Genomic DNA, 23,960 nt, shown 5'->3' with positions numbered 1-23,960 from the left:
TGGGTGAGAGAGACTTGTTAAATGTAGTTGATTTGATGCGGTAAGGTTATGTGATTGTTTGTTTTTTGCGTTGATTTTGTTTCTTTCCAGAAAAGGCAGAGAAACGGGAGAACGATAATTCAAACGTCGCTGAACTGTGTAGAATGGCGGGCTTGAGTGGGGAAGGCTTATCACTATTTAGATAAATGAGTTTATTTAGATAAAAGATTTTATTTGGATAAAAGCATGCTGGAGAAAAACATGTCGGAGAAAATGAATGCATAAAATCGGATTCGTACTGGCAGTATTACTGACAGCACAGGCTCATGCCGAAGACACAACAAACGCACCTGCGCCAAATCAACCTGCGGTACGTGGCAGCATTATTGCCAGCTTGTTAGAAGAGCACAACACCCCGTTTGTTCTCTATCCTTATGAGAGCAACTACATACTGTATACCTATACCAGCAACATCAATAAAACGGCGATACAGAGCTATAACTGGGGCGATGAAGCACGTAAAGATGAAGTGCATTACCAGTTGAGTCTGGGATTCCCGATCTGGCGTGGCATTCTGGGTGATAACTCGTTACTGGGGGCTTCCTATACGCAGCGCTCGTGGTGGCAGTTGTCTAATAAGAGCGAGTCTTCTCCGTTCCGTGAAACCAACTATGAGCCACAGGTCTTTTTGGGCTGGGCAACGAACTACACATTAGCAGGCTGGACGCTGCGGGATGTGGAAACGGGCTTTAATCACCAGTCTAATGGCCGCTCTGACCCGACGTCGCGTAGCTGGAACCGCGCTTATGTCCGCCTGATGGCGCAGAACGGCAACTGGCAGGTTGATGTGAAGCCGTGGGTGCGTTTCTCCGACAGTCAGGATGACAATCCAGATATCACCAAATACATGGGCCATTACCGTTTGCGCGTCGGCTATGTGTGGGGCGACAGCGTGTTTAGCGCAGAAGGGCGCTATAACTGGAATAGCGGCTACGGTGGCGGTGAACTGGGTTGGAGTTACCCGCTGACGCGTCATGTCCGTTTCTACACCAAGGTGTTTAGCGGCTACGGCGAATCCCTGATTGATTACAACCACCGCCAGACCCGCTTTGGCGTTGGTGTGACGCTGAACGACATGTTCTAACGACCATGTTTTCGCGATCGGGGTTTTAGCGATTACCGCTTTAGCCCTGTCGTTTTACCAAACTAACGATTGCAGTTTTACCCAACGGCGCTGAAAATAGCGCCTGTTTGATTTCATTGAATTGGGGAAGGCGTGTCTACGGCGGAAGTATTGAATAAGGAAGCGCTGGCGGTTCAGGTTCTGCGGGACACGTTCGGCTACCAGCAATTCCGACCGGGTCAGCAGGAAATTATCAGCGCGACGCTCAGTGGGCAGGATTGTCTGGTTATCATGCCGACAGGCGGCGGCAAATCGCTGTGCTATCAAATCCCCGCGCTGGTGATGGACGGGCTGACGCTGGTGGTGTCCCCGTTGATTTCACTGATGAAAGATCAGGTTGATCAGCTTCAGGCCTACGGTGTTTCGGCAGCCTGCCTGAATTCGACGCAGACGCGCGAGCAGCAGCTTGAGGTGATGGCCGGTTGTCGTACCGGTCATATCAAGCTGCTTTATATTGCGCCGGAACGCCTGACGACGGACAGCTTCCTCGATCATCTTGCTCATTGGCAGATTTCCCTGATCGCGGTGGATGAAGCGCACTGCATTTCCCAATGGGGACACGATTTCCGCCCTGAATATCGCGCGCTGGGGCAGATTAAACAGCGTTTCCCTCATCTTCCTTTCATTGCGTTGACGGCAACCGCCGATGAGACCACGCGGAACGATATCGTTCGCCTGTTGGATCTCCAGTCACCGCTGATTCAGATCAGCAGCTTTGACCGTCCGAATATTCGCTACACGCTGGTGGAGAAGTTCAAGCCGCTCGATCAGCTCTGGATGTTCGTGCAGGGGCAGCGTGGAAAAAGCGGCATCATCTATTGCAACAGCCGTTCCCGCGTGGAAGATATTTGCGCCCGCTTGCAGGCCCGTGGGCTGAGCGCAGGCGCTTATCACGCTGGATTGGATAACGAACGGCGTGCACAGGTGCAGGAAGCGTTCCTGCGTGACGATCTCCAGGTGGTGGTGGCGACCGTCGCCTTTGGTATGGGTATCAACAAGCCTAACGTGCGGTTTGTGGTGCACTTTGATATTCCGCGCAACATCGAATCCTACTATCAGGAAACGGGGCGTGCCGGGCGTGACGGCCTCGCTGCTGAAGCCGCGCTGTTCTACGATCCGGCGGATATGGCATGGCTGCGCCGCTGTCTGGAAGAGAAACCGGCTGGGCCGCAGTTGGATATCGAACGCCATAAGCTTAATGCGATGGGGGCGTTTGCCGAAGCGCAGACCTGCCGTCGTCTGGTGCTGCTGAATTATTTTGGTGAAGGGCGCCAACAGGCCTGTGGCAACTGCGATATTTGTCTCGATCCGCCGAAGCGTTACGACGGGCTGGTCGAAGCGCAAAAGGCGCTCTCCTGCGTATACCGCGTTGGGCAGCGCTTTGGTTTAGGGTATATCGTTGAGGTGCTGCGCGGGGCGAATAACCAGCGTATCCGTGACTTCGGCCATGACAAACTACCGGTTTACGGTATTGGTAAAGAGAAATCGCAGGAGCATTGGGTCAGCGTGCTGCGCCAACTGATTCATCTGGGCTTGCTGAACCAGAACATCACAATGCATTCTGCGGTACAGCTTACCGAATCTGCGCGTCCGGTATTGCGGGGAGAAATGCCGCTACAGCTGGCCGTGCCGCGTGTGATTAACCTGAAACCCCGCGCCAATCAAAAATCGTACGGTGGAAATTACGACCGTAAGCTGTTTGCCAAATTACGCAAACTGCGTAAATCCATCGCTGATGAAGACAATATTCCGCCTTACGTGGTGTTCAGCGATGCCACGCTGCTGGAGATGGCCGAAATGATGCCGATCACCGCGGGTGAACTGCTGAATATCAACGGGGTTGGACACCGTAAACTCGAACGTTTCGGTGCGCCTTTCATGAACATGATTCGCGATCATGTCGATAATAATGATGACGAGTGATGCTCGTCTTGTCTGACTGCATTTAAAAAACAGGAAAACCAACATGCTGATGCTATTTATGACTGTGGCGCTGGTGCATTTCATTGCGCTGATGAGCCCGGGGCCGGATTTCTTTTTCGTTTCACAAACGGCGGCCAGCCGTTCCCGCCGTGAAGCGATGATGGGCGTGTTAGGTATTTCTCTGGGCGTTATGGTTTGGGCGGCTATCGCGTTGCTGGGGCTGCATCTGCTGTTGCAAAAAATGGCCTGGTTGCATACGGCAGTTACCGTCGGCGGTGGGCTGTACCTGTGCTGGATGGGCTGGCAGATGCTGTGTTCCGCGCGAAATAAAGCACAGTTAGAAACCACGCAGGAGAAGGCGGTGGTACTGCCTCAGCGCGGTAAAACCTTCATGCGTGGACTATTGACGAATCTGGCGAATCCGAAGGCGCTGATCTATTTCGGCAGCGTGTTCTCGCTGTTTGTCGGCGACAGCGTCGGTAGCGGCGCGCGTTGGGGGCTGTTTGCGTTGATCTCGATTGAAACGCTGATCTGGTTCAGCCTGGTCGCGATGGTTTTCGCCCTACCGGCAATGCGTCGTGGCTATCAGCGTCTGGCGAAATGGGTGGATGGCGTGGCGGGCGTGCTGTTTACCGGTTTCGGCCTGCACCTGATTTTCTCTCGCTAACCTTTCCTTCTGAATGATAGATAGGCGTGCGCCGCTAGCCGCTACGGCGCGCTGCCTTAATCAGGCCTTTCTCGCCGTGGCGAGTAACGCGCCGACCAGCACGAACAGCGATCCAAATATCCGGTTGAGCGTCTTCATCTGCCGTGGGCCTTTCAGCCATCCTGCGATACGCGTGGCCAGTGTGGCGTAGCCAATCATCACGATGATATCGACCACAACGGTGGTGACGCCCAATACCAAGTACTGTGCGGCCTGCGGCTGGTGGGGAATAATGAACTGTGGGAACAACGCCGCCAGAAACACGATGCTTTTCGGGTTGGTCAGATTCACCAGCACCGCTCGTTTAAAGAGCCTACGACGCGGCATGGCGCTGGCGATCGCCTGAAGGTCAAGTGCGCCTGCGGCGCGCCACTGCTGAATCCCCAGCCAAATCAGATACGCCGCGCCCAGCCATTTTAGTACATCGAAAGCCAGTACAGATTGGTTAAGCAACGCGCCTAACCCAATGCCGACCAGCACGATATGAATCGCCAGCCCGACCTGTAAACCACAGATCGAGGCCGCCGCGCCGCGATAGCCGTGGCTAATTCCGGTGCTCATGGTGTTGATGGCACCAGAGCCGGGCGACAGGCTGAGAATAAGCGTTGTGAGTAAGTAAGTTAACCACCAGTCCAATGTCATGAAGCATGCCCCTGAATCACGTTCTGTATTACGAGAGTCTGTCTGTTTTTTATGTCACAATACGCTTGTGCTCCACTGCTTGTCATGTTCTTCCGCTAGCTTTGTTTTCCCGCGTCACCGGAGAGGTGTGATGATTCAACGCCACAATACGTTGTTTACGTCGGAACGGTTAACGCCTGAAGGGTTAACCTCGAACCTGTTAACGCGAGAAGCGCAGTTTGCCGCTTTTGCTACCGGAGAATTACTGGATTTCTGGCGTCAGCGCGAAGAGGGCGAATTCTCTGGCGTAGACGATGTGCCGATCCGGTTCGTTCGCTTTACCGCGCCGCAGCACGACAAGATTGTCGTTGTTTTTTCAGGTCGTATCGAAAGCTATGTCAAATATAGCGAAGTGGCTTACGACCTCTTTCATAGCGGCTATGATGTGCTCATCATGGATCACCGTGGGCAAGGGCGGTCGGGGCGAGTATTGCAAGACGGCCACCGTGGACACGTGCTGCGCTTTAGTGATTATGTCGATGATGCCGAAACGCTGTGTCAGCAGCATATTGGCCCGAAACACTACACCCGCCGATTTGCCTTAGCGCATTCAATGGGGGGCGCGATTCTGGCGCAGCTTTTGATTCGCCAACCTGAAACGTTTGATGCCGTGGCGCTGTGCGCGCCGATGTTTGGTATTCGTTTGCCGCTTCCTCACTGCGTTGCGGGTTGGATCGTCGATTGGGCGGAGCGCCGCCCGGCGATACGCGATTACTACGCCATCGGCACAGGGCAATGGCGTCCTTTGCCTTACCGGATGAATGTGCTGACGCACAGCCGTGAACGCTACCAGCGCGGCATTCGCTTTTATGCGGATTCTCCGGATTTACGCATCGGCGGCCCCACTTATCATTGGGTGCGAGAGGCGATACAGGCGGGGAAACAGCTATTGGCTCAGGCCAGCGCCGTCACCACGCCGCTTCTGCTGTTACAGGCGGGAGAAGAACGCGTGGTGGATAACCGCAGCCAGAATGCGTTTTGTCAGGCACTGGCTCAAAGCGGTAACGCTAATTCAAACGGCGTTTTGCAGGTTATCCACGGTGCGCGGCATGAAATTCTCTTTGAAACGGATAACCTCCGCGCTCAGGCATTTGCGCTGATTCTGGCGCACTTTGCGCGTTATCATTAATTTTAGACTGTTGGCGGGGGTCGTTCAACGGACGCTGCCAGCAACCTCGTTAATTTTTTGCGGCGCGTGCCGCCACAACACACCAGAAGTGAGATCTCATCGCTATGTACCATGTCGTTGCTTCCGATTTAGATGGCACACTGCTGTCACCTGACCACTCGCTGTCCCCGTATGCCAAAGAAACCCTCAGGCTGCTGACGGAAAAAGGGATTCACTTTGTGTTCGCTACCGGACGGCACCACATGGATGTCGCGCAGATCCGCGATAACCTCGGCATCAGCGCGTTTATGATTACCTCGAACGGTGCGCGTGTGCACAACTCGCAGGGCGAGCTGATTTTCAGCCACAATCTGGATCAGGACATTGCCCGCGACCTTTACAGCGTCGTACACAATAATCCCGATATGTTGACGCACGTTTACCGCGATGATGAGTGGTTTATGAACCGTCCGCGTGCGGAAGAAGAACGTTTCTTCAAAGAGTCGATCTTTAAATACAAGCTGTTCGAGCCTGCGCTGCTCGAAACCGATGGTGTCAGCAAGGTGTTCTTTACCTGCGATTCTCATGAACAGCTGTTACCGCTGGAAGAAGCGATCAACGCGCGCTGGGGTGACCGTGTCAACGTGAGCTTTTCGACGCTTACCTGTCTGGAAGTGATGGCGGGCGGCGTGTCTAAAGGCCATGCGCTGGAGCAGGTGGCGAAGATTATCGGCTTCTCGCTCAAAGAATGTGTGGCGTTTGGTGATGGCATGAACGACTACGAAATGCTGTCTATGGCCGGAAAAGGCTGCGTGATGCAGAACGCGCATCAGCGTCTGAAAGATATGCTGCCGGATCGCGAAGTGATTGGTTCTAACGCGGACAGCGCGGTGCCGAATTACCTGCGTGAACTGTTTCTGAAATAATCGATGTGTTATCGAGCCAACGCATCATCGGGCACATTGTGCCCGATGGGAAAGCTGAGCCTCAGCGATCGTTTAAGGATCGAGATACCGAGGGCGACCACGGTGCGAGGCATCCCTGCGGGAGCCTCATCATCGTGTTTCCCTCTAAATCCATGCTTAAGCGACCAGTATTAGCGCTTCAGCGCGGTTTTTTCAGGAAATCGACCGCTTTGTCGGGAAAGTCGGTGAACAGGCCGTCAACATCCGCCTGATAGTAGAGGATGCCGTAGAGACGATCGATATCCTTGGCGTACGCCGGTAGCCTGTCGGCTCTTGCCGTAAACGGGTGTACCTGAAGTTTATGCTGGTGGGCTTCCTTCACCATGTCGGTAAAGGTGATGCTGTCAGGCGTCGAACCTTTCTGGACGAGCATGTGATAGTCCGGGCCGATACCGTCGGCATAGGTCGCAATTTGCTGCATAGCGCCGGGCTTTTGCATCCAGTCGTAGTGGTAATTCACCCACGTTCCATCGGCCTGCTTCTCGTAGGTTTCATGCCAGTCGGTATAGGCAATCAGTTGAATCAGGTTCAGATCCATCTTCATCTGCGGCTGCAATTCGGTTTTGATACGCTTTAGCTCGGCAACATCAAACGATTGCAGGAAGACCTTATCGCTTTTTTTCGTATAGCCATACTGCTTCAACACGGCCAGCGTTTCGCGCGCGATGTCTTTTCCTTCCTGATGGTGAAACCACGGCGCTTTGATTTCGGGATAGAGTCCGATGTTTTTGCCAGTTGAGTGGTTCAGCCCCTGAATAAATTCAATTTCTTCCTGAAAGGTATGAATACGGAAGTCGGATTTCCACATCGGAAAACGGTTCGGGTAGCTCTGTACCTGCTTGCCGTCTTTGATGTCGAACCCTTCGGTAAATTTCAGTGACTTGATTTCTTCCAGCGTGAAATCGATGGCGTAAAAGCGTCCATCTTTGCGGGCGCGTTGCGGAAAGCGTTCTGCCACGTCGGTAACGCGATCCAGATAGTGATCATGCAGGACAATGAGCGCGTTATCTTTGGTGAGCACCAGATCTTGCTCCAGATAATCAGCACCCTGAGCGTAGGCCATCGCTTTCGCCGGAAGCGTATGCTCGGGCAGATAGCCGCTGGCACCGCGGTGGGCAATAACGATTTTGTCGGTAGATGAAGCGGAAGCACTAAAGGATACGGAGAGCGCGAGGGCGGAGAGTAGGGATGTTACGGTAACGTTCATGCGATCAAACCTCTTTCTGTTGAGAGAAAGGCGGCGTCATCAGGACGCCGCCAGAGGGATGCTTACAAGAGCGGGTTAGGCGCGATTGGCTAACTCTGCTTTATGCTTTTTCTCATTCAGCATAACAACAACCAGCAGAAGTACAGCCAGAATGCTGCCGCCGATCATGACTATAAAGCCGCCGTCCCAACCGAAGAAGTCAACGGTGTAGCCGACGATGGCGCTAGCGGCAACAGAACCGCCGAGGTAGCCGAACAGGCCGGTGAAGCCCGCAGCGGTACCCGCTGCTTTTTTCGGTGCCAGTTCCAGTGCATGCAGACCAATCAGCATGACTGGGCCGTAAATCAGGAAGCCGATGACGATCATACAGGCCATGTCCACACCCGGGTTACCGGCTGGGTTCATCCAGTAAACGATAGTTGCTATTGTCACCAGCGTCATGAAGAACACGCCTGTTGCACCACGGTTGCCTTTGAAGACCTTGTCGGACATCCAGCCGCACAGCAGCGTGCCCGGAATACCCGCATATTCGTAGAAGAAATAGGCCCAGGAAGACTTATCCAGTGCGAAGTGTTTAACTTCCTTCAGGTAGGTCGGTGACCAGTCGAGGATACCGTAACGCAGCAGGTAAACGAAGACGTTGGCGATCGCGATGTACCACAGCAGTTTGTTGGGGAAAACGTACTGCATGAAGATCTGCTTAGCCGTCAGTTCTTCTTCCGCTTTTTCATTGTAATCAACCGGATAATCGTTTTTGTACTCTTCAATCGGTGGCAGACCACAGGATTGCGGCGTGTCACGCATCAGTGCAAAAGCGATCATGGCAATCAGAATGGCGGCGAAGGCCGGCATATAGAGTGCTGCTTTCCAGTCGTTGAACCAGGCCATACCCAGCAGGAACAGCAGAGGAGGAATACCACCGCCGACGTTGTGAGCACAGTTCCATACGGACACGATGCCACCACGTTCTTTCTGCGACCACCAGTGAACCATCGTACGTCCGCACGGCGGCCAACCCATACCCTGGAACCATCCGCACAGGAACAGCAGGACGAACATAATCGCAATGCTGGACGTTGCCCACGGCACGAAGCCCATGAACAGCATGACCGCACCTGACAGAATCAGACCCGCAGGCAGAAACACGCGCGGGTTAGAGCGGTCAGATATCGACCCCATGATGAATTTGGAAAAGCCGTAGGCGATGGAAATGCCGGACAGCGCAAAGCCAAGATCGCCGCGTGAGAAGCCCTGTTCAATCAGATAAGGCATGGCGAGTGCGAAGTTTTTACGCACCAGATAGTAGGCCGCGTAGCCAAAAAAGATCCCCATGAAAATCTGCCAGCGCAGGCGGCGATAGAGCGGATCAACGTGTTCTTGCGACACGCGCGGCTGGTGGGCTGCGGGCCTAAAAATACTCAGCATAGATATCTCCAATGCGAAAAAAAACGATAGCTTTTTTGTTCTATTACGAACGTTATTGTAAGGGGATAGCGTGCAAATGAGTGTGATTCATGACGCTAATGTTACACTTTTATGAAACTGTGACGATTTTTGCGCTCATGTTAACAGAATAGGAAAATTCCACAGCGTGGTTTTAGTGACCTAAATCACACTTATTGTTTTTAAATCCTGCTTTATTTTCGTTTAGTGTTCGTTTTTGCTCTTTATCAAACATCAACCCTTCTTTCTGTGTCCCAATAGCAACATGTATACCCTCCGCCTGAAGTGAGAGCAGAATGAAAAACATGGGGAACTGGCGTGAAACTGACGTGGTTGTCATCGGCGGTGGTGCGACGGGGGCGGGTACGGCACGAGACTGTGCCCTGCGCGGACTGCGCTGCCTGCTGCTTGAACGTTATGACATTGCGACCGGAGCGACCGGGCGTAATCACGGCTTATTACACAGCGGCGCCCGCTATGCGGTAACCGATGGTGAGTCTGCCCGCGAATGTATTGAAGAAAACCAGATTCTCCGGCGGATTGCTCGCCACTGTATTGAGCCTACCGACGGTCTGTTTATCACCTTGCCCGAAGACGATCTCGGCTGGCAGGCGCAGTTTATTACCGCCTGCCAGCAGGCTGGGATTCGCGCTCAGGCGTTGGATCCGCAGGAAGCGCTACGGCTGGAACCGGCGGCAAACCCGACCCTGATTGGCGCGGTGCGTGTGCCGGATGGCTCTGTCGATCCCTTTCGCCTGACGGCGGCCAACATGATTGATGCCTGCGAGCACGGCGCGGAAGTGCTGACCTATCATGAGGTCATCGGGCTGATTCGTCAGGGCGACCGTATTACTGGCGTGCGCGTTTTCGACCATAAAAAAGGTGTAGAAACAGAAATCTATGCACAGGTGGTGGTCAACGCGGGCGGTATTTGGGGGCAACACATTGCGGAATATGCCGATCTGCGCGTGCGTATGTTTCCGGCAAAAGGCGCTCTGCTGATTCTTGGACACCGCATCAATAACATGGTGATCAACCGCTGCCGTAAGCCGGCGGATGCCGACATTTTGGTGCCGGGCGATACCATTTCGCTGATTGGCACCACTTCAACTCACATCGATTACGATCAAATCGACAATATGCTGGTGACACCTGCTGAGGTGGAAACGCTGATGCGGGAAGGCTCGATGCTGGCGCCGACGTTGGCGAGTACGCGCATTCTACGCGCCTATGCGGGCGTCCGACCGTTGGTTGCCAGTGATAGCGACCCCAGCGGACGTAGCGTGAGCCGCGGCATTGTGCTGCTCGACCATGCCATTCGCGACGGGCTGGAAGGTTTTATTACCATCACCGGCGGCAAGCTGATGACCTACCGCCTGATGGCGGAATGGGTGACTGACGCTATCTGCAAAAAGCTGGGCCATGACGTGGCCTGCTCGACGGCACAGACGCCGCTGCCCGGTTCTGAATCGCTGGAGGAAGTGAAATCTGCCCCTCACGCCCTGTCTGCTTATCCTGTGGCAAAACCGTTATCTGCGCCGCTGCGCGGTTCGGCGATTTATCGTCACGGTGAACGAGCAGGACGAATGCTGTCCGGTGAGCGTCTGGATCGCAGCCTGGTATGCGAATGTGAGGCCGTGACGGCGGGGGAAGTGCGCTACGCCGTGGAGTCGTTGCAGGTAAATAACCTGATTGATTTACGTCGGCGCACTCGCGTGGGTATGGGCACCTGTCAGGGCGAACTGTGCGCCTGTCGTGCAGCGGGTCTGCTGTGCCGTCTGGGTACTGCGACGCCGGAGCAGTCGCTCACGCAGCTCAGCCAGTTTTTGAACGAACGCTGGAAAGGCATTCGCCCGATTGCGTGGGGCAATGCGCTGCGCGAAAGCGAGTTTACCAGTTGGATTTATCAGGGATTGTGCGGCCTGACGGCCAGCGACAGTCAGGAGGATCGTCATGCGCTATGACGTTGTGATTATCGGCGGCGGGCTGGCGGGATTGACCTGCGGCATTCGCTTAGCGGAGCAGGGAAAACGCTGTGCGATTGTCAGCGCGGGGCAGAATGCGCTGCATTTTTCTTCCGGTGCGTTGGATTTACTTTCCCATCTCCCTGACGGACAGCCTGTTAGCCAGCCGCTCGATGCGCTGGATGAGTTGGCGCGTCAGGCTCCTCATCATCCTTATTCCCGTATGGGCGCGACGGCAGTGGCGACCCTGTTGCCACAGGTTGAGGCGCTGCTGGAACGCAGCAATATCATCCTGCAAGGCAGTCATCACCAGAACCACTGGCGCATGACGCCGTTAGGTAAGTTTCGTTCATGCTGGCTGAGCCCGGTCGATGGCGTCACGCGTGGTCTGCCGGATGCCCGCTTTGGCGACAATCCGCTGATTGCGGGTATCGAAGGCTTTCTGGATTTTCAGTCCCGTATTGTGGCCGGCACGCTTCAGGCGCAGGGTATTGCGGCACGCAGTGATGAACTCAAGCTGCCCGTGCTGGATCGGCTACGCCAGAACCCCAGCGAATTCCGCGCGGTAAATATCGCCCGCGTGCTGGATCGGCCGGAAAATCGCTCGGCGCTGGTGGAGGAACTGTCGCTTCTGGCTAACGGTAACGATGCCATCATCATGCCTGCCTGTCTGGGATTGGACAGCACTGAAATCATCAATGAACTCGCTGGTGCGTTAGGTAAACCGGTGCTGCTGTTACCGACATTACCGCCGTCAGTACTCGGCTTACGCCTGCATCAGGCGCTGTCGCAGCGCTTTCGCCAACTGGGTGGCATGGTGATGCCGGGCGATCGCGCGGTGCGCGCCTCGCTATCGCCGCAGGAGATTGCGATCCATAGTCTCCACCACCGTGATATTCCGCTGCGGGCGAAGCATGCGGTGCTGGCGAGTGGTAGCTTCTTTAGTAACGGGCTGGTGACGCAGTTCGATCGCGTGACCGAACCGGTCTTTGGGCTGGACGTTCGGTTTGCTGACCAGCGCGAGGGCTGGAGCCAGCAGGATGTGTTTGCGCCGCAGCCTTATCTGCAATTTGGTGCGATTGTCGATGAACATCTGCATCCTCGCATTGAGGGCGAAACGGTCAGTAATTTGTACGCGATTGGTGCGGTGCTGGAAGGCTTCGACCCCATTGTGCAGGGATGTGGAGCGGGGGTTTCCTTGCTCAGCGCACTTCATGTTGCCGAACAGATTTTGAAGGAGGGCAACCCATGAGCCTGCTTAGCGATAACAGTTTTGAAGATTGCATCAAGTGTACGGTCTGTACCACGTACTGTCCGGTGTCGCGCGTGAACCCGCTTTATCCCGGCCCGAAACAGGCTGGCCCAGACGGCGAACGCTTGCGGCGTAAAGATCCAGCGCTGTATGACGATGCGCTGAAATACTGCACCAACTGCAAACGTTGTGAAGTCGCGTGCCCGTCGGATGTCAAAATTGGCGACATTATTCAGCGTGCGAAAGCCACGCACAGCAGTCACAAGCCGACATTGCGTGATGCGATTCTGAGTCATACCGACTTCATGGGGTCAATTGCTACACCGTTTGCGCCTCTGGTGAATACGGCGACTAGCCTGAAACCGGTGCGCCAACTGCTGGATAAAGCGTTGAAAATCGACCATCGTCGCCAGTTGCCGAAATACTCGTTCGGCACCTTCCGGCGCTGGTATCGCCAACAGGCGGCAAAACAGCAGGCCTATGATGAGCAGATCGCTTACTTCCACGGCTGCTATGTGAACTACAACCATCCACAGCTAGGTAAAGATCTGGTTCAGGTCTTTAACGCGATGGGTATTGGCGTCCAGTTGCTGAATAAAGAGAAGTGCTGCGGCGTGCCGCTGATCGCCAATGGTTTTCACGACAAGGCCAGAAAGCAGGCGCACGCGAATATCAAATCGCTGGATGAGGCGATTAATCAGAAATCCCTGCCAGTGGTCGCGACGTCATCCAGCTGTACGTTCACGCTGCGGGACGAGTATCCACATCTGCTGGGCGTGGATAACGGTCACGTGCGCGATGGCGTCGAACTGGTGACGCGTCAGCTCTACCGTCTGCTGGAAGAAGAAGGGCGAACGCTGCCGCTGGGTAAATTGCCGCTGCGGGTGGCGTATCACACGCCTTGCCATCTGGAACGAATGGGCTGGACGGCGTATACCCTGGCGCTGCTGCAACGCATTCCCGGTCTTGAGCTGGTGATGTTGGATTCCCAGTGCTGCGGCATTGCGGGTACCTACGGCTTCAAGAAAGAGAATTACGCCACGTCGCAAGGTATTGGCGCACCGCTGTTTCAGCAGATTGAAGAGAGCGGGGTCGATATCGTGGTGACGGACTGCGAAACCTGTAAATGGCAGATTGAGATGTCGACCAGCAAAAAGTGTGAACACCCGATCACCCTGCTGGCAAGGGCATTAGCGCAGCCAGAGTAGCAAACAGAAGGGGAGCAAAACGGGCTGTTCCACAGTCCGTATTGAGAATAAGAATTTATCGCAAAAAGCACTTTACAAGTGCGAATGATAATGATTATTATTGCTGTGCGTTCCGGGGAACGATGTCATGCGCCTGTGTTAGTTATTGATGGTGTTCACGACGATCCGGCTTCCCTGTGAAGGCACGACATTGCTCACATTGCTTCCAGTATTATTTAGCCAGCTCGGGTGCTGGCTTTTTTTTTTGCAATTCCTTTCCAGCCATTATCCCGTTCTGATTTTTCGAACAGAGCGATGAGTTTTTTGCGCTATCTTATTTACCACCGCCCGTTACACTTTCCTTATCAAAAACGCGGGAGGAAATAACATGATCTATTTACGTCAAGCGCAAGATCGCGGACATGCGAATCACGGCTGGCTCGACAGCTGGCACACATTCTCATTCGCCGATTATTACGATCCTGATTTCATGGGATTTTCGGCACTGCGCGTCATTAATGAAGACTATATCGAAGGCGGTCAGGGCTTTGGTACGCATCCACATAAAGATATGGAAATTCTGACCTATGTTTTGTCCGGTGCGGTTGAACATCAGGACAGCATGGGAAATAAAGAGCAGGTGCCAGCGGGCGAATTCCAGATTATGAGTGCGGGAACGGGTATTCGTCATTCTGAATACAATGCCAGCAAGGACGAGCAACTGCACCTGTATCAAATCTGGATTATCCCAGAAAAAACCGGCCTGACGCCGCGCTACGAGCAGAAGCGCTTTGATGTGCTGCAAGGGCGTCAACTGGTGCTGTCTCCGGATGCGCGTGAAGGCTCTCTGAAGGTCTTTCAGGACATGACGCTGTGGCGCTGGGCGCTGAAAGCGCAGGAGCAATCGGTGTATCAGATTCAGGCTGACCGTCGCGTCTGGGTTCAGGTGGTGCGCGGTACGGTAGAGATTAACGGCCAGAAAGCGGAAACCAGTGATGCGTTTGCCGTGTGGGATGAAACGGCGATCTCCGTACACGCCAGCGAGGACAGCGAAATCCTGCTGTTTGATCTGCCGCCGGTATAATGACGAGTGAGAAAAATGAAGAAGCCCGCGTAGGAAAAGACGCGGGCTTTTTATTTGTCACTGCCTGACGTCATCATTCAGATTCTGCCCCTTTGCCTTTACTTTCTTTATGCTTTTTTTGTTAGACTTAGCTTACTGTTTTTCAGGCATTTTAGTCGACGATGAAGAAAAAAAGACCCGTTCTCCAGGACGTTGCTGACCGTGTTGGGATTACCAAAATGACGGTAAGCCGTTATTTGCGTAATCCCGCTCAGGTGTCCGCCGCGTTGCAGGAAAAGATCGCTATTGCATTGGATGAGCTGGGCTATATCCCCAATCTCGCGCCGAATATGCTCGCCAGCTCCACCAGCCGGGCGATTGGCGTGCTGCTGCCGTCATTAACCAATCAGGTTTTCGCCGAAGTCTTGCGCGGGATTGAACGCACGGCGGAAGCGCACGGCTACCAGACTATGCTGGCGCACTATGGCTATCATCCTGACAGAGAAGAACAGCGTCTGACTTCACTGCTGTCGTATCACATCGATGGGCTTATTCTCGCCGAACGAACCCACACGCCGCGCACGCGCCAGATGCTGGACGTTGCCGGTATTCCGGTAGTCGAGCTGATGGATTCTGTCTCCCCTTGTCTGGATATGGCTGTCGGGTTTGATAACGTCGAAGCCGCACGGCAGATGACATTGCGTATGGTCGCGCTGGGGCATCGTCATATCGTCTATCTCGGCGCACGGCAGGATGAGCGTACGATTATGCGTTGCCGAGGCTATGAACAAGCGATGTGGGAAAGTGAGCTCAAGAGCTATTGCGTGATGAGCGAGCGGGCATCTTCCTATTCGCTTGGTGGCGAACTGCTGCGGCAGACGCAGGCGGAATACCCGCAGGTCGATAGCGTGTTTTGCACCAATGACGACTTAGCCGTCGGGGCGATGTTCGAATGCCAGCGGCAGGGGCTGCGCGTGCCGGATGACATTGGCGTAGCGGGTTTCCACGGGCACGACATTGGTCAGGCGATGGTGCCGAAGCTGGCTAGCGTACTGACGCCGCGTGAACACATGGGGCGCGTCGGCACCGAACAACTGCTGGCTCGTCTGCGGGGCGAGCCAGTCGCACAGGATAGGATCGATGTCGGCTTTACCGTACTGGACGGTGAAAGCCTCTAAGCGTCTGCGTTAGCCTGCTGCACGCAGTGCCTCAACGCAGCGCTGCACGACGTCCTCTCGGGTACCGTCAATATCGACCTTCAGGACATCCGGCTCATCGCTGCCCGGTTCTTCCAGCGCATCGAACTGGCTTTTCAGTAGATCTGTCGGCATGAAGTGGCCTGCTCTGGCTTTGTGACGCTCAAGAACCAGCTCAAAGCTGCCTTTCAAATAGATAAACACCATCTTTTCGTTCCCTTCGCGCAGGCGGTCACGGTAACGCTTTTTCAGCGCGGAACAGACGATGATGCCCGTCTCGTTTTTGTGCGCCAGGCTGTAGGCAACATCGCTGAGTCGCTCCAGCCACGGTGCACGGTCGTCGTCATTCAACGGCGTACCGCTGGCCATTTTCTGGATATTTGCGCGCGGATGCAGATCGTCGCCGTCAATAAATTTTGCCTGAATGGCGCGGCCAAGTTCAGCGCCAACTGAGGATTTTCCACTGCCTGATACGCCCATCAGAATAATGCTTCGACCTGACATAATTTGATCTCTATCTCAAAATGTAAATTAAATGGTGTTTGATAGTTCCTGATTTTAACATGTTACCCGTATCATGTTACCGGTATCAAATGATGATGTGATACACCTCACAAACAATCAGCCAATCCAGACCGGGTGCCCTAAAGAGATTATTAACGATGACAGAAATAACATCCGCCTATAGCGCCAGTGTGCTATTAACCATCGCCGCAGGTGCGGTCGCACTGTTACTGGTACTGATTATGCGCTTCCGCGTCCACGCGTTTTTGGCGTTGACGTTGGTGAGCCTGATCACGGCACTGGCGACGAAAACCCCTTTTGAGAAACTCGTTCCTACACTGCTCAGCGGTTTCGGTAGCACGTTGGCATCCGTTGCCTTGTTGGTTGGTCTGGGGGCAATGATTGGTCGCCTGCTGGAAGTGACCGGTGGCGCAAATGTGCTGGCGGATACGCTAATCAATAAATTTGGTGAGAAGCGCGCGCCTTTCGCGCTGGGTCTTGCTTCTCTGCTATTCGGCTTCCCGATCTTCTTCGACGCCGGGCTGATCGTGATGCTGCCGATTATTTTCAGCGTGGCGAAACGTTTTGGCGGCTCAACGCTGACTTATGCATTCCCTGCTGCGGGCGCGTTTGCCGTTATGCATGCCTTGTTGCCACCGCATCCCGGTCCGGTTGCGGCCAGTGAACTGCTGGGTGCCAACATCGGCCTGCTGGTACTGGTTGGTGCTGTGATTGCTTACCCCACCTGGTATTTTGGTGGTTATCTGTTCGGCCTGTGGGCAGGTAAAAAATTCCATTTGCCGCTGCCGTCAACGTTCCTGACCGAAGTAAAGGCCGATGAGCAGCATACGCCGCCTCCGTTCAGCGTTGTGATGTGGGTGCTGTTGCTGCCGCTGATCCTGATTTTCCTCGATACCGGGTTGAATACGCTGACGGTAATGGGCGTTATCAGCGGCGATAGTGGTCTGGTGCAGTTCCTGCGTATGTTGGGGAAAACGCCGATTGCGCTGCTGATTACGGTCTTGTTCGCCATGATTATGTTTAGCGGCCAGCATAGCCGTAGACACCTTGAGAAAATCTGTGAAGGCGCGCTGGGTCCGGTGTGTTCGATTATTCTGGTAACCGGTGCGGGCGGGATGTTCGGTGGCGTTCTGCGTTCCAGCGGCATCGGCGATGCGCTGTCTGGTGCGTTGGCAGATACTGGAATGCCGGTGATTGTGGCGGCGTTTGTGGTGTCTGCTGCACTGCGTGTGGCGCAGGGCTCTGCGACGGTGGCACTGACGACGACAGCGGCGCTGATGGCACCGGCGGTGGCAGCGACCCCTGGCCTTAGCCAGTTCGATCTCTGCTTTATTGTTGTGGCGATTGCGGGTGGTGCGACCGTGCTGTCGCATGTGAACGACTCAGGCTTCTGGCTGGTTGGCCGTTTCCTCGAAATGGATGAGAAAACGACTCTGAAAACCTGGACGGTGATGGAAACGCTGCTCGGCACCATCGCGTTCCTGATAGCGCTGGTGGGGAGTATTTTCCTCTAATGTGTTTAACCCCCTCCTTGTGGAGGGGGCTTTTAGTCACATTTTTTATGCCGACGAAGAGACGGTTTCGTGCGCGATAATGTCGTTATTTTCATGCTACTTCGTCGCACGCGCCCGACATGGGGCGGCTCAAACGCCGCTCGCCCCATGACCCCAGGCTCCTGGCTAAATTATGCCGCTACGCGGTGCCATCGGCGTTCATGACCACTTTTCGAGCCGACGGTGACGCGCTCCCGGCGCGGCACCGTCTTTCGCGGCGTCCCTGCCGCTCACTCGGTGGTCATGCCCACCGCTGCATAATTTTTACGCCAGATAACGTCAACCCCAAAATCATTTGCGCATTTATGTATAAGACTCAGGGGGAAACGGAGCAGTTATAACTTCATATAAGCCCGCACGCCGTCGAGGAACATCTGCGTTGATAGCATCACCAGAATTAACCCCATCAATTTCTCCAACGCGCTCACACCTTTCTCGCCCAGCAAACGCAAGAACACATCGGACATCAGCAGGATGATGAAAGAGATCGTCCAGGCGATAAACAGCGCCAGCGTCAGGTGAGGTAGCTGATTGGGATACTGGTGGGAAAGCAGCATTAGCGCCGCGAGAATCGACGGCCCCGCGACCAGCGGAATCGCCATTGGCACCAGAAACGGTTCTTCTCCGGCTGGCAGACCGCTGCTATTGCCTTCCTGCGAAGGAAAAATCATACGAATCGCGATGAGGAACAGCACGATACCGCCGGAAATCGACACGGTTTCGGTGCGCAGATTCAGGAACGCCAGAATGTGTTCACCGGCGAACAGGAAAATCAGCATCAGTCCGAGTGCGATCAGCATTTCACGGATCAGCACCACACGTCGGCGTTTGGGGTCGAGGTGTTTGAGTACGGACATGAAAATCGGCAGGTTGCCGAGTGGATCCATAATGAGCAACAGCAGCACTGTTGCGGAGATCATTTCTGTCATTTTGGTTTTTTACTCCCGAAACCTTGTTTCCTGACCTGGGCCATCTTTACGGGCTGACCAACATTGTTATCCTGTGCCAGGTTGATGATATTAGAATGACTGCTGAAAATTGCCGTACTATCGAATAAATTCACTTGCGACTTTATGTACATTTTGTAAGGTTGAATGACACGATTATTTACAGGTTTACGACACGACGCGCGCGCGACCTCTGCGGGAGATCACCGAGTCAGCAATCACTAAGCGCTATCGACGTTAGCCAGAATTCTTTTTGTTACCCCCAAAGCAGGACAGTTACCATGAAAAATGTTGGTTTTATTGGCTGGCGCGGTATGGTCGGCTCGGTTCTCATGCAGCGCATGGTGGAAGAACGCGACTTTGATGTGATTCACCCGGTATTCTTTTCGACTTCTCAGCACGGCGACGCTGCTCCAGCGCTGGGCGGTCATAAAGGCGTGTTGCAGGATGCTTATAATATCGAAGCCCTGCGCGCGCTGGACATCATCATTACCTGTCAGGGCGGCGATTATACCAATGAAGTTTACCCAAAGCTGCGTGAAAGTGGCTGGCAGGGTTACTGGATCGACGCGGCATCCTCACTGCGTATGAAAGACGACGCGATTATTATTCTGGATCCGGTGAACCACGGGGTGATTCAACAGGGTCTGGATAAAGGCATCAAAACCTTTGCCGGCGGTAACTGTACCGTCAGCCTGATGCTGATGTCATTGGGCGGCCTGTTTGCTAACAATCTGGTGGAGTGGGTTTCTGCTGCGACGTATCAAGCTGCTTCTGGCGGCGGTGCGCGTCACATGCGTGAACTGCTGGCCCAGATGGGTTCGTTACACGGTGAAGTGGCGAAAGAGCTACAGGATCCGGCTTCTGCGATTCTGGATATTGAGCGTAAAGTGACAGCACTGACCCGTAGCGGTTCGCTGCCGACTGATAACTTCGGTGTGCCATTGGCGGGCAGCCTGATTCCGTGGATCGACAAACAGCTGGATAACGGCCAGAGCCGCGAAGAGTGGAAAGGTCAGGCGGAAACCAACAAGATTCTGAGCACCAGCAGCGTCATTCCTGTTGACGGTCTTTGCGTCCGTGTCGGCGCACTGCGCTGCCACAGCCAGGCGTTCACCATCAAACTGAAAAAAGACGTGGCACTGCCGGAAATCGAACAACTGCTGGCAACCCACAACGACTGGGTGAAAGTGGTGCCGAACGATCGTGACATCACCATGCGTGAGCTGACCCCTGCTGCGGTAACGGGCACGCTTTCCACGCCGGTGGGTCGTCTGCGTAAGCTGAACATGGGGCCGGAATACCTGTCCGCCTTCACGGTCGGCGATCAGCTGCTGTGGGGAGCCGCTGAACCGCTGCGCCGTATGCTGCGCATCCTGCTGTAGTTATCTTGCTATAGTCTTCCTGCTTTTCTGGCGCAACATCAGTTGGTGTTGCGTCAGTTTCTAAGATCAAATCCCTTCTTTTAGTTACGTCTTCGGCAATTTGCACTCGTTTATCTTATCTCTGTCAGGTTTTGGTTTTGATGGATTTCGGCATCGCATTTATTGCTGAAATTAACGCTACCTTACTGTCGAATGGCAGTAAATAAATCTATAATATTGGGTGTTAAGTTAATTTGTACGAGGTAACTCACAATATGATGGATTTATCCATGAGTAAGCCTGACGAGATCGTCAAACTGCTCTGTGAGCGATTGCGTAAGGAGCGGCTGTCGCAGCAGATGACCCAGTCAGATGTGGCAGCTCGCTCAGGCATTGGCGTCAACACCGTGTCCAATCTGGAGTCTGGACGTAATGTCGGGTTTGAGAATGTGGTCAGAGTAGCGATGGTTCTTGGGCGTGGTAATGAGCTGGCGACGCTGTTTATGCCAAAGATAGACAGCCTTGATGACCTACTTCGTTACGAAAAAAACGCCACCCGCCAACGTATAAAAAGGAGTTCTAACGATGGTGAGTAAAGTTGATGTGTACTACGAGGGATGGGGGGAACGCTGGCAATGGGGAACGCTGGTCTCTTCTACCGCGCTGACTGGCCGCCCACTGATTATGTTTGAGTACAGTGAGGAAGCCATGCGCCGTGGACTGGAGTTGTCGTCCTTAAGATTGCCCCTGAAAGGGCCAAGATTATCCCGAGGCTTTCCCTCGCATCAACTGGGTCTACCGGGACCTGTCTATGATTCGCTTCCTGACGGCTGGGGCATGTTATTGATGGATCGTCTGTTCAGGCTCCGTGGTCTCAATACTGCGCGTATCGGTCCTTTGGAACGGCTGACCTATATCGGCAGCAATGCGATGGGAGCAATGTCGTTCGAACCTTCCCAGCCTGAAGCCGCTGCGGTGGTTGAGGATATTCCGCTTGCCCAGCTGTCTGCAGAAGTTCAGGAAGTGCTAGAGGGGGAGGGCGGAGCGTTCCTGCAAAGGCTATTGCAGATGGGCGGATCGCCTCAAGGGGCTAGGCCCAAAGCGCTGCTGTATCGTGACCCAGAAGCCAAAACATTTACGACATCTGCTGTATCGGGTCTGGAGGCCTGGCTGTTTAAGTTTCCGGCAAGGCAGGAACATCCGGAAGTTTGTGCTATCGAAGCAGTTTATGCGCAATGCCTGCGAGAATGTCATATCCACACGCCAGACACAGAATATTTTGAGTTGCCCAACGGGCAGTCGGCATTTGCCAGCAGGCGATTCGACCGACAAAATGGTTTACGTATCCCGATGCAAAGTCTTGCTGCTTTTACTGAGGCAAACTATCAGAGCCCTGGTTCGCTGGACTATGCTAATTTTCTGCGCGCAACTCAACTATGCACCAATGATGTAAGGGAAAAAGTGCTGGCCTTTGAGCGGGTTGTCTTTAACGTTATTTTCAATAACCGGGACGATCATCCGAAGAACTTCGCCTATATCATGTCATCGTCTGGGCAGTGGCAACTGGCACCAGCCTATGATGTCACCTACTGTGAAGGTCCGGGGGGATATCATCAAATGGACGTGATGGGAGAAGCATTAGAAATCACTCGGAAACAGCTCCAGGAACTTGGCGTGCAGGAGGCTGATCTGACATCCTCACAAGTGGATATCATCATAGAGAAATACGGCGAGGTTGCCGCCAGTTTCGCTAAGAGAGCCGCAGGTATGTTTCCTGGATGTATCACGCAGGATACGCTCCGTACTATTCAGGATCGCATCAACGACAATATTCGTTGCTTGCAGAAACGTTGACGTTATGGCGTGTTGCAGATTCATATTGTGTTTAATCTGCAACATCCAACCCGCCACGCCTTTATCTCCCCATCACGCCACGCTATCCAGCTTTTCCAGTGCCTGACGCGGTGAGATCAGTGGGACGCGTACTTCGACCCGAGTGAATTTATCCGCTTCGCTGACCACTGTTATGCCATAGCGGTTGCCGTAGCGTGCTTTGATACGGCGGTCGACCAGATTCATGCCTAACCCATCGCCACCGCTGCGGGGCTGGTAGGTGCCGGCGTTATCTTCCACTGACAGCTCCAGCGTGTTGGCGTGCAGACGTCCGCTGATGTGGATGTGCCCACTTTCAATCATCTGTGAGATACCGTGTTTAATCGCATTTTCGACAATCGGTTGCAGGGAAAACGCGGGTAATCTCGCCTCACGCAGCGTTTCCGGCAGCGAAATCTCTACGGTCAGGTGATCGGCAAAGCGCGCTTTTTCGATTTCGAGATAGGCATTAACGTGCTCCAGTTCGTCATTGAGCGACACTTCATCGTTGCTGCGCTTGAGGTTTTTACGGAAAAACGTCGACAGAGACAGCACCAGCTGGCGAGCGTGATCGGGATTGCGTCGTATTACGGCGGACAGCGTATTGAGCGCGTTAAACAGAAAATGCGGGTTGACCTGCGCGTGCAGCAGCTTGATTTCCGACTGGGCCAGCAGCTGTTTCTGCTGTTCAAAGCGGCCCGTCAGAATCTGTGCGGAAAGCAGGTGGGCAATCCCTTCCCCTAGCGTACGGTTAATGCTGGAAAATAGCTTATTCTTGGGCTCATAAAGCTTGATCGTGCCGACAACGCGCTGATCTTCACCACGCAGGGGGATCACCAGCGTGGAACCGAGTTTACAGTGTGATGAAACCGAACAGGTATAAGACACCTCGTTGCCGTCGGCGTACACCACCTGATTGTTGTCTATCGCCCGACGGGTGTGTGATGACGTGATAGGCGCGCCGACGTTGTGGTGATCGTCGCCCAGCCCAATGAAGGCTAGCAGTTTGTCGCGATCGGTAATCGCCACGGCACCCACGCCCAGCTCTTCATACAAAACACGGGCAACGCGCATACTGTTTTGTGGGTTAAACCCCTGACGCAGCGCCCCTTCGGCGCGGGCGGCGATTTGCAATGCCTTGGCGGAAAACGCAGAGGTGTATTTTTCAAAAATAGCGCGCCTGTCGAGCAGGATGCGCATGAACATGGCGGCACCGATGGTGTTGGTGATCATCATCGGTAAGGCGATATCTCGAACCAGTTCAACGGCGTTATCAAACGGACGGGCGACCAGTAGGATAATTGCCATTTGCAGTATCTCCGCAACCAGCGCGGTCAAGCCGACGACGAGGGGCTGGAACAGCAAATCGATGCGGTTGCGGCGTGCCAGATAGCGGTGTAACAGCCCGCCGAGCAAGCCTTCGGCAATCGTCGACAGCATACAGGCCAGCGCGGTCATGCCGCCCATCGAATAGCGGTGTAATCCGCCCGTTAACCCGACGAGAAAGCCGACGGAAGGGCCGCCCAGCATGCCGCCGAGCACGGCACCCGTCGCGCGGGTATTGGCAATAGAATCGTCTATATGCAGGCCGAAATAGGTTCCCATAATGCAAAACACGGAAAAAACCAGATAGCAGACCAGCTTGTGCGGCAGGCGGATGGTGACCTGCATCAGCGGGATAAAAAGCGGTGTTTTACTGAGCAAATAAGCGATAACCAGATACACACACATCTGCTGTAAAAGGGAAAGAATCAGATCAATCTGGCTAACCATGGGCGGGGTCTCATCATACGAAATCCGCCAAATTGTACTGCTTTTTGCTAGCGGACGAATCGATCTTTA

The 23,960-nt window shown here is 54.1% G+C and carries 20 protein-coding genes; 14 read left to right on the top strand and 6 right to left on the bottom strand.

Annotation, left to right across the window (positions count from 1 at the left end; translation table 11 throughout):
* Positions 1-256 precede the first annotated feature (256 nt).
* The 3 genes from pldA (at position 257) to rhtC (ending at position 3,752) form a co-directional block, all read left to right on the top strand.
* Positions 257-1,123 (top strand): phospholipase A, encoded by an 867-nt coding sequence (gene pldA / locus BUB06_RS16380; RefSeq protein WP_010294533.1) that lies wholly within the window; start codon positions 257-259, stop codon positions 1,121-1,123.
* Between the two features lie 132 nt (positions 1,124-1,255).
* Positions 1,256-3,085, top strand: a complete 1,830-nt coding sequence (gene recQ, locus BUB06_RS16375) for an ATP-dependent DNA helicase RecQ (protein ID WP_039474177.1) — start codon at positions 1,256-1,258, stop codon at positions 3,083-3,085.
* Between the two features lie 43 nt (positions 3,086-3,128).
* Complete coding sequence (rhtC, locus tag BUB06_RS16370) at positions 3,129-3,752, top strand: threonine export protein RhtC (protein ID WP_039474173.1); 624 nt, start codon at positions 3,129-3,131, stop codon at positions 3,750-3,752.
* A gap of 60 nt (positions 3,753-3,812) precedes the next feature.
* On the opposite strand, the gene rhtB is transcribed toward rhtC, so the two are convergent.
* Entirely contained in the window at positions 3,813-4,433 is a 621-nt protein-coding gene (gene rhtB / locus BUB06_RS16365; protein WP_039474171.1) for a homoserine/homoserine lactone efflux protein, read from the bottom strand.
* Positions 4,434-4,563: 130 nt separating this feature from the next.
* Here rhtB and pldB point away from each other — a divergent pair, with 130 nt between their 5' ends.
* Positions 4,564-5,601, top strand: coding sequence for a lysophospholipase L2 (gene pldB / locus BUB06_RS16360; protein WP_010294523.1), 1,038 nt, complete (start codon positions 4,564-4,566; stop codon positions 5,599-5,601).
* 104 nt (positions 5,602-5,705) lie between these two features.
* Positions 5,706-6,506, top strand: a complete 801-nt coding sequence (gene yigL / locus BUB06_RS16355; RefSeq protein WP_010294521.1) for a sugar/pyridoxal phosphate phosphatase YigL — start codon at positions 5,706-5,708, stop codon at positions 6,504-6,506.
* Between the two features lie 178 nt (positions 6,507-6,684).
* Here yigL and glpQ read toward each other — a convergent pair whose 3' ends face one another.
* Together glpQ and glpT are read right to left on the bottom strand one after the other, a co-directional pair.
* Positions 6,685-7,752 (bottom strand): glycerophosphodiester phosphodiesterase, encoded by a 1,068-nt coding sequence (glpQ, locus tag BUB06_RS16350; protein WP_039474168.1) that lies wholly within the window; start codon positions 7,750-7,752, stop codon positions 6,685-6,687.
* A 75-nt stretch (positions 7,753-7,827) separates the two neighbouring features.
* A complete protein-coding gene (gene glpT, locus BUB06_RS16345; RefSeq protein WP_010294518.1) occupies positions 7,828-9,177 on the bottom strand; it encodes a glycerol-3-phosphate transporter in 1,350 nt (449 codons plus the stop codon).
* Between the two features lie 314 nt (positions 9,178-9,491).
* Here glpT and glpA point away from each other — a divergent pair, with 314 nt between their 5' ends.
* The 5 genes from glpA (at position 9,492) to gntR (ending at position 15,839) form a co-directional block, all read left to right on the top strand.
* Positions 9,492-11,159, top strand: a complete 1,668-nt coding sequence (glpA, locus tag BUB06_RS16340; protein WP_039474166.1) for an anaerobic glycerol-3-phosphate dehydrogenase subunit A — start codon at positions 9,492-9,494, stop codon at positions 11,157-11,159.
* The gene (gene glpB, locus BUB06_RS16335) at positions 11,149-12,411 is read left to right on the top strand and encodes a glycerol-3-phosphate dehydrogenase subunit GlpB (protein ID WP_039474164.1); all 1,263 of its coding nucleotides are present in this window, start codon (positions 11,149-11,151) and stop codon (positions 12,409-12,411) included. The genes glpA and glpB overlap by 11 nt, the downstream gene beginning before the upstream one ends.
* The gene (gene glpC / locus BUB06_RS16330; RefSeq protein WP_039474161.1) at positions 12,408-13,619 is read left to right on the top strand and encodes an anaerobic glycerol-3-phosphate dehydrogenase subunit GlpC; all 1,212 of its coding nucleotides are present in this window, start codon (positions 12,408-12,410) and stop codon (positions 13,617-13,619) included. The genes glpB and glpC overlap by 4 nt, the downstream gene beginning before the upstream one ends.
* Positions 13,620-13,986: 367 nt before the next feature.
* Entirely contained in the window at positions 13,987-14,682 is a 696-nt protein-coding gene (locus BUB06_RS16325; protein WP_010294510.1) for a pirin family protein, read from the top strand.
* Between the two features lie 161 nt (positions 14,683-14,843).
* A complete protein-coding gene (gntR, locus tag BUB06_RS16320) occupies positions 14,844-15,839 on the top strand; it encodes a gluconate operon transcriptional repressor GntR (protein WP_010294506.1) in 996 nt (331 codons plus the stop codon).
* A gap of 9 nt (positions 15,840-15,848) precedes the next feature.
* Here gntR and BUB06_RS16315 read toward each other — a convergent pair whose 3' ends face one another.
* Positions 15,849-16,361: a gluconokinase gene (locus tag BUB06_RS16315; RefSeq protein ID WP_039474158.1), complete on the bottom strand. Its 513-nt coding sequence runs from the start codon at positions 16,359-16,361 to the stop codon at positions 15,849-15,851.
* 158 nt (positions 16,362-16,519) lie between these two features.
* On the opposite strand from BUB06_RS16315, the gene BUB06_RS16310 reads away from it, so the two are divergent.
* Positions 16,520-17,896 carry a GntP family permease gene (locus tag BUB06_RS16310; protein ID WP_010294502.1) on the top strand — a complete coding sequence of 459 codons (1,377 nt, stop codon included), beginning with the start codon at positions 16,520-16,522 and terminating at the stop codon, positions 17,894-17,896.
* Positions 17,897-18,270: 374 nt separating this feature from the next.
* Here the strand turns inward: BUB06_RS16310 and BUB06_RS16305 are convergent, their stop codons facing one another.
* Complete coding sequence (locus BUB06_RS16305) at positions 18,271-18,864, bottom strand: YhgN family NAAT transporter (protein ID WP_010277887.1); 594 nt, start codon at positions 18,862-18,864, stop codon at positions 18,271-18,273.
* A gap of 299 nt (positions 18,865-19,163) precedes the next feature.
* Here BUB06_RS16305 and asd point away from each other — a divergent pair, with 299 nt between their 5' ends.
* The 3 genes from asd (at position 19,164) to BUB06_RS16290 (ending at position 22,100) form a co-directional block, all read left to right on the top strand.
* Positions 19,164-20,267: an aspartate-semialdehyde dehydrogenase gene (asd, locus tag BUB06_RS16300; RefSeq protein WP_039474155.1), complete on the top strand. Its 1,104-nt coding sequence runs from the start codon at positions 19,164-19,166 to the stop codon at positions 20,265-20,267.
* A gap of 254 nt (positions 20,268-20,521) precedes the next feature.
* Positions 20,522-20,842 carry a helix-turn-helix domain-containing protein gene (locus tag BUB06_RS16295; RefSeq protein ID WP_175552171.1) on the top strand — a complete coding sequence of 107 codons (321 nt, stop codon included), beginning with the start codon at positions 20,522-20,524 and terminating at the stop codon, positions 20,840-20,842.
* A complete protein-coding gene (locus BUB06_RS16290) occupies positions 20,832-22,100 on the top strand; it encodes a type II toxin-antitoxin system HipA family toxin (protein ID WP_039474154.1) in 1,269 nt (422 codons plus the stop codon). The genes BUB06_RS16295 and BUB06_RS16290 overlap by 11 nt, the downstream gene beginning before the upstream one ends.
* Positions 22,101-22,172: 72 nt before the next feature.
* Here the strand turns inward: BUB06_RS16290 and BUB06_RS16285 are convergent, their stop codons facing one another.
* Positions 22,173-23,891 (bottom strand): sensor histidine kinase, encoded by a 1,719-nt coding sequence (locus tag BUB06_RS16285; RefSeq protein WP_039474152.1) that lies wholly within the window; start codon positions 23,889-23,891, stop codon positions 22,173-22,175.
* Between the last annotated feature and the right edge of the window lie 69 nt (positions 23,892-23,960).

It is taken from the genome of Pectobacterium carotovorum, assembly GCF_900129615.1.
GTDB lineage: Bacteria > Pseudomonadota > Gammaproteobacteria > Enterobacterales > Enterobacteriaceae > Pectobacterium > Pectobacterium carotovorum.
The sequence above is the reverse complement of the archived record's forward strand: the minus strand, read 5'-3'. Positions and strand labels throughout refer to the sequence as shown.